This is a genomic window from Bacillus sp. GbtcB14 (assembly GCF_019091205.1).
Classification (GTDB): domain Bacteria; phylum Bacillota; class Bacilli; order Bacillales; family Bacillaceae_G; genus Bacillus_A; species Bacillus_A cereus_AG.
This window is the reverse complement of sequence record NZ_JAGXJT010000007.1, coordinates 132,730-148,047: the sequence shown is the minus strand read 5'-3', so window position 1 is coordinate 148,047 and position 15,318 is coordinate 132,730. Positions and strand designations below refer to the sequence as shown.

Genomic DNA, 15,318 nt, shown 5'->3' with positions numbered 1-15,318 from the left:
ATAGATTTAATTCACTTAAAGTAGGAAACATGAAAGATAATTAAACTTTAAAACTTTATTTAATTATGTTCATGACTCACATATTAATTATATGTTTTTAATAATTGACTGCTTAGATTAAACACCTAAACTGAAGAGTTTATTTTATTTTTCCACGTTTATCTCTTAAGTACAAAAACACAAATTAATCATTAGCATATAAACAAAAGTAAAAACACCCATTCTTCAAATAATTAACCCAATATCATTACTAAAATTGTGTTCCCTTTACTATCATAAAGCTGTTTCTATTATCAAAAACTCTCATACAATATAGTGGACAAGTTATTGTATACTTCGTTCCAAATAAACAATTAAGGGAGTGAGAATTAATTGCCTATTATTCAACCATTTATGGCATCTAGAAGATTTACATCTACACTAGGAGCTGGAACTGGCACAGGTGCAGCTTTTGCGGTTGCTGCAACAGCTTGTTTAAATGATGCAGGCACTACTGCAACAGCTTTTCCGACTTTTACGTATTACAACTTATATGTAAATGGCATTCTTCAACCTAGTGTGAACTCCAGTGTTACTACTGGACCTACTGGTGCTATTACAATTCCTGGCGGAGATGCATTAGACGGCGGAATTCCAATTACAATCGAATTTATCGTCACTTAGTGTTATCTACTTTAAAGTAAAACAAAAAGACAGCTTCTTTTTATTTAAGAAGCTGTCTTTTTTAATTAATAATGATAAATTGCAAAATAATTGATGAACCTTGTGATGGTGGTTGATCATCCAATAAAGTTAGCTGACCAGCACTGACCTGATAAAATGGTTGTGGCTGAAGTATTCCATTAATAAACAAATTAATATATGAAACCTCATCAGGAGATAATATGTGAGTTATACCATATTGAGCAACCCCATCTGAATCTGTATATATAAGTTTCTCTCCATCAGCAAAAGTGTAAAATAATAAATTAGTTGTTGTTATGGGACCAATAACTCCAGTTGGACCTGTTACGCCCATTGCTCCGGTCGGTCCCGTTAAACCCGTCGGTCCTATTACGCCCGTTACTCCGGTCGGTCCCGTTAAACCCGTCGGTCCTATTACGCCCGTTAAACCCGTTGGTCCTGTTACGCCCGTTGCTCCGGCAGATCCTGTTACTCCCGTTACTCCGGTCGGTCCTGTTACTCCCGTCGGTCCCGTTAAACCCGTCGGTCCTGTTACTCCCGTCGGTCCTGTTACTCCCGTCGGTCCTGTTAAACCCGTCGGTCCCGTTACTCCGGTCGGTCCCGTTAAACCCGTCGGTCCTGTTACTCCCGTCGGTCCTGTTACTCCCGTTACTCCGGTTGGTCCCGTTAAACCCGTCGGTCCTGTTACTCCCGTTGCTCCGGTTGGTCCCGTTAAACCCGTCGGTCCTGTTACTCCCGTTGCTCCGGTCGGTCCTGTTACTCCGGTCGGTCCTGTTACTCCCGTTGCTCCGGTCGGTCCCGTTAAACCCGTCGGTCCTGTTACTCCCGTTGCTCCGGTAGGTCCTGTTACTCCCGTCGGCCCCGTTACTCCCGTTGGACCTGTTGGAATATAAATTGGTGGAAGAACCGGAAAGGTAGGTCCAATATTTTCAGGTCCTATCATACCTTTATTCAACGATAATTTGTCATTGCGGTTCAATTTAATACCTCATTCCACATATTTTTTATTCATTTAAATCATTAAAATCTATTATTAAAGAATAACTTAATAACTATTCTCTTTTTCTTTTCAAATAATTAACCTATTAAACATTTTACCATTGTTATAACTACTACTAAAAACTCTTACTTCCCAGCTTTATTTTTTATTCCACAATATCCACTTCAACGGATGTCCCTCTAACAATTATACGAATCAATTAAAAAATGATTCATTCTTTTTTATAAGCCAACTTCTTACATACTTAAATAATAAAGCGAAAGTTTAATTAGTAGGAGTTTTATACGTCCCCCACTAATAATTAGTTAAACAAATCGGTCGTTTACGTGAAGCCTGACTCCCACTGAATGTCTTTACTCCAGCTGAATGTTAAGATGCGAGTTTTACTACCCGTTAATACGGGATAATAAACACATTACACTATATTCATAGTAGAAATTATCTATACTAAATTTTCCGTATATACATTATCAATTTACACTTCTCCCTACCAATGTTACATTGAATACGAAGACAGTTTCTCAAATGCGAACCATCTCAATACGTTTTTGAGAAGCATACTCCAATCCTATACGCGAGAGCAATACTATGTCGACACTCAAACGAGTGTCTTTTTTTATGAATTTTCAAAAATAAAACCATCTCTAATAGATGGTTTATCAACACACATTGCTTTATATTTTTGATGTAATTGCAAGTTTATGTAGCTGGATAATAAATAGTCATACTTAACCGAGTTAGCGTACTTCCAAAATTATGATAAGAGTGCTGTCTATCCGCCTTAAAGCGAATTGAATCTCCGCTATTTAATTTATATTGACAATCATTTATTTCAACCGTCAATTCCCCTTCAAACACCGTTATAAATTCTTCGGTCCTTTCTTTATGACCTTCTGAAATTAATTTTCCTTCTGTTTCAATTTCAAGCGTATAGATTTCAAAGTTCCTATCATCTTGAAAAGGAAAAGAAGGATACACTTTATATCTCCCACTGTCTTCTGATAATACTTGTACATCATTTCGTAAAACAACTTTCGTATCTGGTTGCGGATTATTGATTAAAGAAGTAAAAGACACTTTCAAACCATTAGCGATTTTCCATATCGTTGTTAATGTTGGGCTTGACTCTCCTCGTTCAATTTGTCCAATCATCGTTTTACTCACACCTGTTAATTGAGAGACCTTTTCTAAACTCATTTTCTCTTTTTCACGTATTGTTTTTAAATTTTTTGCTAAAATAAGTTGAATTTCTTCCATAAGAAACACTCCTACACTATATACAATATAACGACCGTTATGTATAATAAAAAGCACACGTTATATTGTTCTTTTCGGTCATTATAACACACGATAAATCATTAGGGGGTTTTGAAATGCCTATATTTTCTTTTTTGTTATTTGTTTTTATAAGTAGCTTCACACCTGGACCTAACAATTTTTTAGCTATGACATACGCCAAGCAACATGGTTTAAAAAGGAGTATGCAATTTTGCTTTGGAGTAGCTTTCGGTTTTTTCATCCTCACTTCCTTATGTAGCTTCTTTAATATTGTACTCATCAATATCCTACCCATAATAGAATTCCCTTTAAAAATTTTAGGTGTAGCATATATGCTATATTTAGCTTTTAAAATACTCACTAGCAAAACTAGTACAGATCCCGATGAAAAACATAATAAAAACTTATTTACAGTGGGGATTTTTCTTCAATTTGTTAATCCTAAAGGGATACTCTTCGGGTTGACTGTAGTGTCAACTTTTATTCTCCCTTACTATAATTCATTTTCAAGTTTTCTACTTTTCTCATTATTTTTAGGTATAGTCGGGTTAATGAGTACATTTAGTTGGAGCTTATTTGGTTCCATGTTCCAAAAACTTTTATTAAAGCATACTAAAACGTTTAACATCATTATGGCTGTTTTATTAGTTTTCAGTGCTATTTCAATTGTAATTAATTAAATTCAAATTTTTTTCTTTTTAAATATATGTTTAGTAATATACTTGAAATTTCCGATGAACCTCCCACTTACATGTATTACTTATTAAATATTAAAAGAGGAATCTTCTATATCTAATCATATTTATACGAGATAAAATGATAAAAAGAGGATTACTCATTATGAGTAATCCTCTTTTTATGTCCTATCGTTTTTTAAATATTCGGTTCCACTAAACTAGAACCTTTACTTTACTTAACTTCATACCACCAACCTTTGCGATCAAGCCAGCCTTTCATACCATTTAATTGATTATCTGATGTTGGATCGGAAATAAAATATGTTAATCCATCAGGCTGTAAAATAAATTTAGCTGTCATTTTAACTGAATTTAAAGCTTGCATAGCTTCAGGAACTTCATACGGTGAAAAAGCGCCTGATTGGATAATATTTTGTTTTGATGGCGGAGTTGTCCCACCAGATTGCCCAGTTAATGCATACACAATTGAATTTGCAATTTTATCTGGATTCCATTTTGCCATATCTGCTTCATTATCAATAAATCCAAGTTCAATTAAGATTGCAGGTGCTTTCGTATTCGATAACACATAAAGATCTTTTCGTTCCTTTGCACCGCGATTTGACCAGCCAATATCTTTTGAAAGTTGTGCCGCTATCTTTGCTGATAAAGCTTGTTGGTCATAGTACAAAACTTCAACACCATTAGCTTTCGTATCATATGAGTTTAAGTGAAATGAAACTACTAAGTCTACATCATGTGAGTTTGTTTTTGATACAATGTTATTTAAATTTTGTGCTTGCGTTGTCCCTACTTCATCGGTATCATCATAAACTGTATGCCCCAATGCTCTTAATTTAGCAACAACTGCATCCTTCACTTGGCGATCCATAATGTGTTCTTTCCGATTCCCATAATTCGCGCCCTGTACAATACTATTGTGCCCTCCATGTAAACTATATCTAGCCATTGTTCAACATCCCCTTTTTTTATTACTATATTCATAGCTCGTCTTATTGTCTGGTCAAATATCCAGTACATCTCCAGCAAACAAAATTTGGGCACTAATCTATTTTTAAATTTTTAATTCTAGATTATCTATTTTCTAAAACAAAGGACTCATAAATAAAAATCACAACGAATATTTTTTAGTTGCGGTTTTTACGCATTTAACCTGTTTATTTCAAAATCTTTTTATTATAATACTGAAAAATACGTTATAATATAAGTTACTGTTCTTTAGGAGGGGTTTAATGGCTGATAAATATAAATTGTTGATACTCATTGTTACAGCATTTTTTTCTTTCTTTTCCTTAATAAAAGATTTCCGTAACACTTCAAAAAGTTTCTTTTGGGGGAGTTTTGCAATCCTAACAAGCTTTATATTATTATTAACTCACGCTTTAGAATTAACTCCTATACTTCTCTATTCAGCACAGATGGCTCTTGAGATTATTACAATTCCACGTAAATTAATTCTTCCATCTAGCACTGAAGTTGCTAGTTTTTGCTAACAATTCGTGTCTCTTAAAAAATCCGATTTTATATTTCTAATTATCTTTACAAACATAAAAATGCGGTTTCTCTGTTCTAGAGAAACCGCACCATATTAAAGTTTTTATTAAAATTTAAACTGACTCGTATACAGATCAAAGTAAAACCCTCTATCTTCCATAAGAGATTCATGATTCCCTCTTTCCAAAATACTTCCATCTTTTATAACAAGGATTTGATCTGCTTTTTCAATCGTTTTCAGTCGATGAGCGATTACAAAACTTGTTCGACCTTTCATTAAATTATTTAGCCCTTCTTGAATTTGTAATTCTGTTCTCGTATCAATATTAGATGTTGCTTCGTCGAGAATTAATATATCTGTATCTGCTAAAATTGCTCTTGCAATCGCAAGAAGTTGTTTTTGTCCTTGACTTAAATTCGATCCTTCTGAAGCAATTTTTGTTTCATATTGATTCGGTAAATGCTTTATAAAAGAATGTGCAGATGCTGCTTTAGCGGCAGTGATTACTTCTTCATCACTAGCATCTAATCGGCCATAACGGATATTATCCATAATCGTCCCAGCAAATAAATACGTATCTTGTAAAACTACTCCTATTTTGCTTCGCAACGAATTCATATCATAATCTTTTATATTTTTCCCATCGATATGGATTTGTCCTTGCTGTATATCGTAAAAGCGCGTTAGCAAATTAATGATTGTGGTTTTGCCCGATCCAGTTGGACCAACTAAAGCAATTGTCTCCCCTGGTTGTGCTTTAAGACTCACTTCTTTTAAAATCGTTTTATTTTCCTCATATCCAAATGAAACATTCTCGAGTGCAACATGCCCTTGTAAATTTTGTACAATGAATGCATCTTTTTTATTTTGGATTTCCGGTACTTCATCCATAATTTCAAAGACACGTTCTCCACCAGCAACTGCCGCTTGAATCGTATTCATTAAAGTTGCGAATTGACTGAGTGGTCTTGAGAATTGACGAGAATAATTAATAAAAGCTGCAATAACACCTACTGTTGTCATTCCATTTAAAACCATTACTGATCCAGTCCCAATTACAAGTCCCATACCTAAGTTGTTAATAAAATTCATACTCGGAAAAATAAAAGCTGAAAATGTATCTGCCTTCGTTGCTGAAACTCTTAGTTGTTCATTAATTTTATTGAAATTTTGTACGGTTTCTTTTTCTTTCCCGTATAACGTTGTAACATCCGCTCCTGTTATAGCTTCCTCAATGAATCCATTTAATTCTCCTAAATCTTTTTGACGCTTTGCAAAGTTTTTACCACTATAAGCAACTAGTTTTTTTGTAACGAAAAACATAATAGGTACTGTAATTAAAGTAACAATTGCTAAAATCCAATCCAATGCGAACATCGCAATCGTCACACCTATAAAAGTTAGCGCTGAGGAAATAATTTGTACTACACTTTGTGTCAACGCTTGATTCAAATTATCTATATCATTTGTCACACGACTCATTAAATCCCCTTGCGAACGTACATCAAAGAACCGTAAAGAAAGCGTTTGGATTTTCTCAAAAATATCTTGTCGTATTCTTTGTATCGTTTTCAATGCAACATTAACCATTACGAATGTTTGTAGCCAAGTTAATAATACTGTTACACCGTAAATCGCGATAAGTAACAAACACATTCTCGCCGTACCGCTTAAATCTTTCGGTACAATGTATTGATCGATAATTACTCCCATTAAATATGGACCTAATAACCCAAGTAACGTCGTAACAAATACTAAAAATATAACGAACGTAAGAGCAGTCTTTTGGTACCCCATATAGTTCCATACTCTCATTACAGTTCCTTTCGTATTTTTAGCTTTACCTATCTTAGGCGAGTTACGCCCACCTTTATTAGCAAATTGCCCTTGAAAATTACGCATGTTCTTTCCCACCTTCTTTATTTAAATTACCACCTTGGGAAAGATAAATTTCTTGATATACCTCGCATTGTTCTAACAATTCCTCATGGGTACCATCACCAACTAATTCACCGTTATCTAAAACGAGAATTTTATCAGCATCTATTATAGATGAGATTTTAGAGGCGATTAATAATGTTGTTGTTCCTTTATATTCTGTTCTTAATGCCGATTGAATGTTAGATTCTGATTTTGCATCAACTGCTGATGTAGAATCATCTAATATAAGAATGGATGGCTTTCTCACAAGTGCCCTTGCAATTGATACACGTTGTTTTTGTCCACCTGATAAATTCGTTGCACCTTGTGTTAAATGATATTGATAAGAATCTTCCAGCTTTTTAATAAACTCAGTCGCACAAGCTGATGAAGCCGCTACTTCCAGTTCGTCACTTGTTGCATCTTCTTTACCATAACGTAAGTTCTCTTCTATACTACCTGAAAACAACAATGCCTTTTGAGGTACAAAACCTATTGAACCACGAAGTTTTTGTAAATCGTATGCCTTAACATTTATTCCATCAATGCATATTTCACCTTGATCAACATCGTATAAACGCGGTAACAGTTTTGCTAACGTAGATTTACCACTTCCTGTAGAACCGATAATCCCTACTTTTTCACCTTTACATATGCGAAATGAAATATCTTTTAAAACATATTCATTATTTTTCGTGTAACTATAACTAACATCTTTAAAGTCAATATGTCCCTCGATTTGCTTAGGTGCAATCGCATTTGTTTCGGTCGTAATATCAACCTCAGTATTTAAAATTTGCTGTACACGATCCGCAGATGGAAATGCTCGCGCGATTTGCATAAATACCATGCTTATAGACATAAGTGACATTAAAATAATATTCAAATAGTTTATAAACGCTAAAATAGCTCCTACTTGAAGCGTTCCATCAAATACTTTTTCTCCACCAATCCATAATGTTGCGACAATCCCGCCGCTTACAACTAACATAATGATTGGCATCATTATGGAAATTAGTTGCACCGCTCGAATATTTATCTTCGTTAAATTTATATTAACATTTCCAAACTGAGTAATTTCATATTTTTGTCTTACATACGCTTTAATAACACGTACTCCAGATAAATTTTCTTGTAGCTTTGTATTCACTTTATCTAATGCTTCTTGCACTTTTTTGAACGTTCCGCTCGCTTTACTTGCAATGAATATAATCGCAAGTAATAAAATTGGAACAACTACAAGTAATATAGGAAATAACTCGCGTGCTGTTACAAAAACAATTATTATACTTCCGATAAATAACAAAGGACCACGAACAAGAACACGTAATGTCATCGTCATCGCCGCCTGAATAGAAGTAACATCATTTGTCACAATCGTTAATAACTTTCCAGTTCCAAACGAATCACGATTTTCACTAGAAAATGTTTCTATTTTCGCAAACACATCTTTTCGTATGTCAGTAGCGAAATTAACAGCTGCTTTTGTAGAATACATCATACACCCAAGTCCTCCAACTAAACCGAGTGCTGCAGCTCCTATCATAAGAATTCCCATTTTAATTACATAATTCAAATCACGGTTTGCTATCCCAACATCAATAATATGTTGCATAATAGTCGGTTGAATTAAGTCCATCGCAACCTCAAGTACCATAAATAGCGGTCCAATTATAGCGAAGAACATGTATGGTTTTAAATACTGTAATAACTTACGAAATGATTTCATACATAATCTCCTTTTCCCATGAAATTACCACTAAATAATTCATATCCCTCCTTATTTAAGCGATGTAGTTTGTAATTTCTTTCTTATTCCTATTATATTATGTAAATTAATATTTAACATTATTAAATGATACGCATTAATGACTTTTCGGTCAATAAATGTGCTTTGTATTATATAAATATAAAAACCGCATTCTTAATGAAAAGAATACGGTTTTTCATCTATATTTTTTCAGTTGTAAAATCTAAAAACTCAGTCTCAAACCCATTATTTTTAGAAGGACTACACGTGTAAAAACCTATTTTAACAGGCTCATTTCCTATATCCTCCATCAAATGAGCGATTCTTATTTGTTCCCATTGGTGGATCTTCTTCACATATATTGTATAATCACCACGTTTTCGAACAATTCGAAAACGAAGTTGTTGGGTAGCTAATTCTGTTGGAAAGTCTTGTGTGGACCAATCGGAATATCCATTATTCGTTACGACAGCTCCTAAATGAGATGGACCATCTGGAATATATTCTAATGAAGTTTTCAGCCAACACTTTTCCGAAATCATAACAAAAAGACCAGCTTGATCGAATTTTGAATTTGGATTCATACGCAATTGAACTTCAGCTTGAAAGTCTGTCATCGTCTCAGTATAAAATACATGACCATTCATTACTTCAAAACCATAATGTGTTTTAAGCCAAAAATCTGTTCCGGCTTTCGAACGGACAATAAACGCATGATTGTTATTAAGCTTATAATATTCAGGTACATTCATTATAGTAAGTTGCTCAATATGTTCTGGTATATGTGATATTTTCATAGTTCCTCCATAATAAAGCATCTTTATGCACATTTAAAATTCTACTAATACTGGGAATTTATAACCTTTCAAATCCAACTCTCTATTACTTCGAACCATTAAACACTTACTAGACTGTAATTCTGTAAACTGTACATCCTCAACCCCTAATTGATCTGGAGAGAAGTAAAATTCGATTTCTGTAAATCTTTCAGCGATTTCCCCGCATATTTCATCTAAAACTGGAATTACTGGTGCAAACACTCCATATAATTTCAACCTGCCATTATCTACTTCATACACAATTAGAGCATCTAGCTTCTCTGAATAATACAATTTCTCATTCCATTCCGAATCATGCATATTCAAATAAAACGAAGGTTGGAAGTTTAATGTTGAAAAATTATTTGAAAGTCTTTGGCTACTATCTATAGTTTCATGTATTAACTTTCTATCCTCTGCCATATAATAATCTAGCTCTCTAAGTAAGGAATCATTATTAATCATTTTATTATATGGAATAGTCATCAAATATTCCTGCACAACTTTAAAACCAAATGATGCATATAGTTCGGGTTTTTCCGTAAACAATAATGTACATTCACATTTCTTATCGATTTCTTCTATCATTTTACTCATTAATTGTGTCATGAGTCCTTGTCTACGAAAATTAGGGTGTGTCATTACCGATTGAATGCCCGCTGCATTTATTCTTTCACCATTTATTAGCAATGGCAGCGAAAATGCCGCAACATTCGCAATCGCTTTATCGTTATGTAAAAATGATATAGCTTTGTATGTATCATCCCAATAACCTCTCTCTGAAAAATCATTCAATGTTTGAATTGTAATTCCAAACACTTCTTCAAATAAAGGAAATAACTGCTCTCTTTTCGGTTCTTCTAAAAGAAGTTTTTCAAAATTTTCAACATTCCCCATGCTGTCCCTCCATACGTTAATTCCATCAAATTAGATATAGTTGTAGAACCTGCTCTTAAAGTAATAGGTCTTACCAATCAATATACTATCATAAAATATAAAAAAAGAGTCTAATTAATTTTATGTTTTGACTATTCGAAAATAAGTCGAATAAAACAATATTAAGATTTTTGAATATTAATAAGTTTATTATATAAAAATAGTGCTTTCTAATTCGTTTTTACTAATAGAAATGCACCATTTATAAATAAAATTTTTTATTATTTTTTTCCTTCTAGCCTTTCCTTCGTATTAATTTCTTCTCCTTTGATTCGCTTTTCAAATGTATTTTTCCAACTAGCAGAAAGCGCATGTACTTCTAAGATTCTTTTTACCCCTTCCATATTTTGTTTTTCCTTATGCATGATACGATTAGCAAATGCTACTGTCACACCTTTCGGATCAGACTTCATTAACTTTAACGTATCAACAGGTGATACCCACCCTTCTTTTAATACACGAAAATAAAACCCTGTATAGCCTGTTTCTTGAAAATATAGTGGTAACTTTGGAATATTGTATTTCTTAGCTAATTTAAAACAAGGTTGTCTTGGCTGCGTTACTTGTACAATTGCTTCTCCAATTTGAAATGTATCACCAATACAAACATCCTCTTCGTACATACCACTAATTGTTATATTTTCTCCAAATGCTCCATATACAAGTTCTTGATTCAACTCTTTTTCCCAATATCCGTAATGTTCTCCCGAATACACACAAACCGCCTTATCTACTCCACCATGATGAACTAAATCCGCTTGACCATCTCCATTAAATTTTACAAAGGATAAAAACACCGATACCTTTACTTGTTTCTTATTTATGCCTGTATGAATTACCTTTCCGCCATATGTAACCTCTTTCGGTAACCCTATATTTAAAGATAATAATTGATATTCATTAGCCATTCTATTTCCTCCTTTAAGGGTGTTCCATTTATTTTCTCTCGATATATTTTCACTACTATCTCTTTTATATAAAGATGATTATAAAACCTAAAAAATCATTGTTCAATCCAATTATTTATATAATAATGATAGGTAAAACCTATCATTATACTTGAGGTGATCCCAATCGAATTACGACAACTTGAATATTTTTTAGCTGTTTCAAAAGAATTGCATTTCACAAAAGCAGCTGAGAAATTAAATATTTCACAACCTTCACTAAGTCAACAAATACGTGCATTAGAACATGAAGTAGGAATGCCTCTTTTCGATCGCATTGGTAAAAGAATATCTTTAACTGACGCAGGAAGGATTTTATTATTACATAGTAAAACCATATTTCATGAAGTTGAACAAGCTCGTTCTGCTATTCAAGACTTAAACGGATTACAGCAAGGTTCCTTAACAATAGGATCATTGCTAACCGTAGTAAATTATTTACTACCACCAGCTATTTTAAATTTCAATCATTTATATCCCAATATAGAACTTTCTGTATTAGGACTTCGTACAGGAGATATTCGTGAAAAATTATTACAAAACGAACTAGATATTGGCATTACATTTCTCCCGATGCAAGATAAAGAGATTATTTCTACCCCTCTATACAAAAGTGAGCTTACATTAGTCGTACCAACCGGTCATCAATTAGCTGAACATAATCATGTATCTATTGCTGAATTACAGAACTACCCTTTAATTCTTTTACCTAAAAATTTCTTTTTAACCGAATTAATTACATCTCATTGTCAAAAATTTAACTTTAAACCAAAACCAATTTTAGAAATTAGTACGATGGAATCTTTAATCCAAATGGTTTCAAAAGGAATGGGCATTACAGTATTACCAAAACCTTATATAGACTTTCTGCAAAACGAAAACATTCAAGCTATCAAAATAGAAAATCCTACTCCAACAATTGAAATAGGACTTATTTATAGAAAAGATAAATATATGTGCGCTGCAACTCGAGAATTTATTGAACAACTAAAAAGAACAGTTCGTTCTTTACAAAGCTAAACGAACAAAAGAGATTATCCTATGAAACCGTTTCACAACGACTTAGTAGAATAATCTCTTTTCATAATGAAATAAAGCATTATCTATAAATTTTAGTGTACCTTTTTGGAAATTGGAATATATTTCGTAAAATATGCCCCCACAAGCAATAAAACAATTGAAATTAACCAAATAAAAATGCCGCCAAAGTTTAACCAATATGCAAGTGAATTTAAGATTGCTAGTGTAAAGAAACAAATTGAAGTTAACGCACTCTTCAATCCTTTTACCCCTGCTTTTTTTCTTTTTTCATAAGTAATATACATTAAAACGAAAACAAATAAGATAAGAACAATCGGTAACACTACTTTTAGCAATGGCACTCCCTCCCGCATAAATAACCCCTTCGATACTACCATCTTATCCCATATATCCGTTTGGAATCAATTTAGTATTCTCTTCTCTCCAAAAATCAGTATAAGTTTTATTTTCAAATTTCACATTCACCGCAGAAAATGAAAGACTTTCTCCAACTTTCAACGAGTACCAGTCATTTAAAAGTGGTGATCCGAAACAAATATTCATTGTACGATTATGTAAATCAAATAAGACAGAATGCAAAGTTCCAAACCATTCTTCATAATTATGTACTGTCAGCCCAGCAGGATATTCTTTTTCTACTAATCCTTTTAAAGACTCCAGACTCACTAGTTCATTTCGATTTAAATATTCATACAATGTGTGATATCTGTTTGTAGATTGTTCTAATCTTCTATTACTCAGTTTTTGAATAGGTAAACTGATTGCATGGTTTGTTGATACGATAAAATCTTGGTTTTCCTCATCAATTGGAGTTATTGATTTATACCCGTCAAATATTTCAATACGCGCTGCGTCTAATGGATCTGCTACTATTAGATTAATATTACTAGCAATCGGTATTTCTTCTATTAGTGACTTAGCCTCCTGCACATTTTTGCATTTCTCCAATAACACTCGAATTACCGCAAAACATTGTAAACCACTTACTACTGGCTTTCGCAGCCCCTCAATATTTCCTACTGGTTGACCACATGCTGAAAATGTAACAGCTAATCCATGCTCGTTAACCCCTTCCGTTCGGCCAAAATATTGAGTAGAAAAGCCACTATGTGCATACGCACCTTCAACATGAGTTGAACAAAAACGCATATCATCTATTTTTGGTGACAAATCATAGTTTCTTAATACATAAGTATGCTTTAAATCTGTCTTTTTAGGTAATACGACACAATGACTACATCCTGCTTTTAATAACGTTTGATAATAATACATCATATGTTTAGCAGGAATTTTCAACACTTCACAAAAACCTTCAATTTCTTCATTAATTCCAGGACAATATTGATGTAATATATTTCCAGATTCTGTCCAATGGTTATGCGATATTAAGTTTTCTTGCTGTATAAATTGCGGAATAAGATACGGATGTTGTTTCACAAATTCACCTTGTTGCTTACCGATTTCATAATGACTTCCTTTGAGCGATGAAAAATACCCCTTTACTTGATACATCTAATTCCCCCTTATTGAATTTATCCATATCGTACCAAATAACCTTTATTCATTCTTGATGTTTTTTACTGTCTTTCAAATCAAATTTTGCTGGGATAAAATAAAAACTAGGAAATTGTAATCATTAACAGTTTCCTAGTTTACCTATACTATATTATCCCTTCCTCCACCAACGTTTCTGCAATTTGAACTGAGTTCCAAGCGGCGCCTTTTAATAAATTATCGGAAACGATCCAAAGATGGAAACCTTTTGGTGTATCAGGGTCTTTTCTAATTCTCCCGACAAATGTATCTATTTTCCCTTCTGCATATAATGGCATTGGATACAACTGTTCACTTGGATTATCTTGTAATATAACACCTGATGCATCCAGCAACACTGCTCTTATTTCTGCAACAGTTGCTTCTTTTTCAAGCTCTATATAAACCGATTCTGAATGGCCTGATACAACCGGAACACGCACACAAGTAGCTGCCATTTTCAGGTTTGGGTCTTCTAAAATTTTCTTCGTTTCTTGAATCATCTTTACTTCTTCAAAGGTGAAATCATTATCAGTGAATATGTCTACTTGAGGCAATACATTAAACGCAATTGGATAATGCTTTTTATCTTTCTTCACTGGTAATATAGTGCTCTCAACCTCTTCACCTGCAAGTATTGACTTAGCCTGTTCTTTTAATTCATGAATCGCATGAATTCCCGAACCTGACACAGCTTGGTATGTGGAAACAATAATTCGTTCCACTCCGAATGCTTTTCGAATTGGTTGAAGTGCCGTCACCATCTGTAATGCTGAACAATTCGGAACTGCTATAATACCTTTATGATCCTTTAAAGTGTGCGCATTTACTTCTGGAACAACGAGCGGTACATCATGCGCCATTCGGTATTCACTCGTGTTGTCAATTACGATTGCACCACTAGACACTGCATGATTCACAAATTGTCTAGAAACTTCTCCTCCAGCGCTAAAAAAGGCAATATCCACACCTTCAAAACTCGTTGTTTTTGCTTCTTTTATAATGAGCTCTCGCCCCTTAAATTGTACTATCTTACCAGCCGATCGGTTTGACGAAAGCAATGTAACTTCAACTATATTAAATTTAGTTTCTTTCTCTAACAATTCAATGATTTTCTGCCCAACTGCACCTGTAGCACCCACAACAGCTACATGATAACCCTTTTCAATCATCTTTTCTCCTCCAATATCACTTAAATGAATATTTCTACAATTTTAT

The 15,318-nt window shown here is 33.6% G+C and carries 15 protein-coding genes; 4 read left to right on the top strand and 11 right to left on the bottom strand.

What is annotated here, in order from left to right; all coding sequences use genetic code 11:
* Positions 1 to 372 precede the first annotated feature (372 nt).
* Positions 373 to 663, top strand: coding sequence for a DUF4183 domain-containing protein (locus KVT31_RS21090; protein ID WP_001121652.1), 291 nt, complete (start codon positions 373 to 375; stop codon positions 661 to 663).
* 61 nt (positions 664 to 724) lie between these two features.
* Here the strand turns inward: KVT31_RS21090 and KVT31_RS21085 are convergent, their stop codons facing one another.
* Positions 725 to 1,663 (bottom strand): DUF4183 domain-containing protein, encoded by a 939-nt coding sequence (locus KVT31_RS21085; protein ID WP_253601425.1) that lies wholly within the window; start codon positions 1,661 to 1,663, stop codon positions 725 to 727.
* 720 nt (positions 1,664 to 2,383) lie between these two features.
* On the bottom strand, positions 2,384 to 2,998 hold the full coding sequence (locus tag KVT31_RS21080; RefSeq protein ID WP_217613616.1) for a helix-turn-helix domain-containing protein: 615 nt from the start codon (positions 2,996 to 2,998) through the stop codon (positions 2,384 to 2,386).
* A gap of 59 nt (positions 2,999 to 3,057) precedes the next feature.
* Between KVT31_RS21080 and KVT31_RS21075 the strand changes: the two genes are divergently transcribed.
* A complete protein-coding gene (locus KVT31_RS21075) occupies positions 3,058 to 3,642 on the top strand; it encodes a LysE family transporter (protein ID WP_098342502.1) in 585 nt (194 codons plus the stop codon).
* A gap of 229 nt (positions 3,643 to 3,871) precedes the next feature.
* On the opposite strand, the gene KVT31_RS21070 is transcribed toward KVT31_RS21075, so the two are convergent.
* A complete protein-coding gene (locus tag KVT31_RS21070) occupies positions 3,872 to 4,609 on the bottom strand; it encodes an N-acetylmuramoyl-L-alanine amidase (protein WP_098342503.1) in 738 nt (245 codons plus the stop codon).
* A 283-nt stretch (positions 4,610 to 4,892) separates the two neighbouring features.
* On the opposite strand from KVT31_RS21070, the gene KVT31_RS21065 reads away from it, so the two are divergent.
* Complete coding sequence (locus KVT31_RS21065; protein WP_098342504.1) at positions 4,893 to 5,153, top strand: hypothetical protein; 261 nt, start codon at positions 4,893 to 4,895, stop codon at positions 5,151 to 5,153.
* 107 nt (positions 5,154 to 5,260) lie between these two features.
* On the opposite strand, the gene KVT31_RS21060 is transcribed toward KVT31_RS21065, so the two are convergent.
* The 5 genes from KVT31_RS21060 to KVT31_RS21040 form a co-directional block, all read right to left on the bottom strand.
* Positions 5,261 to 7,057 carry an ABC transporter ATP-binding protein gene (locus tag KVT31_RS21060; RefSeq protein ID WP_217613615.1) on the bottom strand — a complete coding sequence of 599 codons (1,797 nt, stop codon included), beginning with the start codon at positions 7,055 to 7,057 and terminating at the stop codon, positions 5,261 to 5,263.
* On the bottom strand, positions 7,050 to 8,804 hold the full coding sequence (locus KVT31_RS21055; RefSeq protein ID WP_098342506.1) for an ABC transporter ATP-binding protein: 1,755 nt from the start codon (positions 8,802 to 8,804) through the stop codon (positions 7,050 to 7,052). Before KVT31_RS21055 ends, KVT31_RS21060 begins: the two co-directional genes overlap by 8 nt.
* Before the next feature lie 221 nt (positions 8,805 to 9,025).
* Positions 9,026 to 9,622, bottom strand: a complete 597-nt coding sequence (locus tag KVT31_RS21050) for a DUF1349 domain-containing protein (protein ID WP_141532583.1) — start codon at positions 9,620 to 9,622, stop codon at positions 9,026 to 9,028.
* Positions 9,623 to 9,655: 33 nt separating this feature from the next.
* On the bottom strand, positions 9,656 to 10,540 hold the full coding sequence (locus tag KVT31_RS21045) for a GNAT family N-acetyltransferase (RefSeq protein WP_217613614.1): 885 nt from the start codon (positions 10,538 to 10,540) through the stop codon (positions 9,656 to 9,658).
* A 260-nt stretch (positions 10,541 to 10,800) separates the two neighbouring features.
* On the bottom strand, positions 10,801 to 11,487 hold the full coding sequence (locus tag KVT31_RS21040; protein WP_217613613.1) for an MOSC domain-containing protein: 687 nt from the start codon (positions 11,485 to 11,487) through the stop codon (positions 10,801 to 10,803).
* 156 nt (positions 11,488 to 11,643) lie between these two features.
* Here KVT31_RS21040 and KVT31_RS21035 point away from each other — a divergent pair, with 156 nt between their 5' ends.
* Positions 11,644 to 12,546, top strand: coding sequence for a LysR family transcriptional regulator (locus tag KVT31_RS21035; RefSeq protein WP_098342510.1), 903 nt, complete (start codon positions 11,644 to 11,646; stop codon positions 12,544 to 12,546).
* 92 nt (positions 12,547 to 12,638) lie between these two features.
* On the opposite strand, the gene KVT31_RS21030 is transcribed toward KVT31_RS21035, so the two are convergent.
* From KVT31_RS21030 to KVT31_RS21020, 3 genes are all read right to left on the bottom strand, one after another.
* Complete coding sequence (locus KVT31_RS21030; protein ID WP_141532584.1) at positions 12,639 to 12,902, bottom strand: hypothetical protein; 264 nt, start codon at positions 12,900 to 12,902, stop codon at positions 12,639 to 12,641.
* A gap of 43 nt (positions 12,903 to 12,945) precedes the next feature.
* On the bottom strand, positions 12,946 to 14,079 hold the full coding sequence (locus tag KVT31_RS21025) for a C45 family autoproteolytic acyltransferase/hydrolase (protein WP_098342511.1): 1,134 nt from the start codon (positions 14,077 to 14,079) through the stop codon (positions 12,946 to 12,948).
* A 149-nt stretch (positions 14,080 to 14,228) separates the two neighbouring features.
* A complete protein-coding gene (locus KVT31_RS21020) occupies positions 14,229 to 15,272 on the bottom strand; it encodes an aspartate-semialdehyde dehydrogenase (protein WP_217613612.1) in 1,044 nt (347 codons plus the stop codon).
* Positions 15,273 to 15,318 lie beyond the last annotated feature (46 nt).

Bases quoted from the DNA above. Each gene is read 5' to 3' on its own strand.
- KVT31_RS21070 (WP_098342503.1), bottom strand. From the start codon at position 4,609: ATGGCTAGATATAGTTTACATGGAGGGCACAATAGTATTGTACAGGGC.
- KVT31_RS21050 (WP_141532583.1), bottom strand. From the start codon at position 9,622: ATGAAAATATCACATATACCAGAACATATTGAGCAACTTACTATAATG.
- KVT31_RS21060 (WP_217613615.1), bottom strand. From the start codon at position 7,057: ATGCGTAATTTTCAAGGGCAATTTGCTAATAAAGGTGGGCGTAACTCG.
- KVT31_RS21065 (WP_098342504.1), top strand. From the start codon at position 4,893: ATGGCTGATAAATATAAATTGTTGATACTCATTGTTACAGCATTTTTT.
- KVT31_RS21075 (WP_098342502.1), top strand. From the start codon at position 3,058: ATGCCTATATTTTCTTTTTTGTTATTTGTTTTTATAAGTAGCTTCACA.
- KVT31_RS21045 (WP_217613614.1), bottom strand. From the start codon at position 10,540: ATGGGGAATGTTGAAAATTTTGAAAAACTTCTTTTAGAAGAACCGAAA.
- KVT31_RS21055 (WP_098342506.1), bottom strand. From the start codon at position 8,804: ATGAAATCATTTCGTAAGTTATTACAGTATTTAAAACCATACATGTTC.
- KVT31_RS21025 (WP_098342511.1), bottom strand. From the start codon at position 14,079: ATGTATCAAGTAAAGGGGTATTTTTCATCGCTCAAAGGAAGTCATTAT.
- KVT31_RS21040 (WP_217613613.1), bottom strand. From the start codon at position 11,487: ATGGCTAATGAATATCAATTATTATCTTTAAATATAGGGTTACCGAAA.
- KVT31_RS21020 (WP_217613612.1), bottom strand. From the start codon at position 15,272: ATGATTGAAAAGGGTTATCATGTAGCTGTTGTGGGTGCTACAGGTGCA.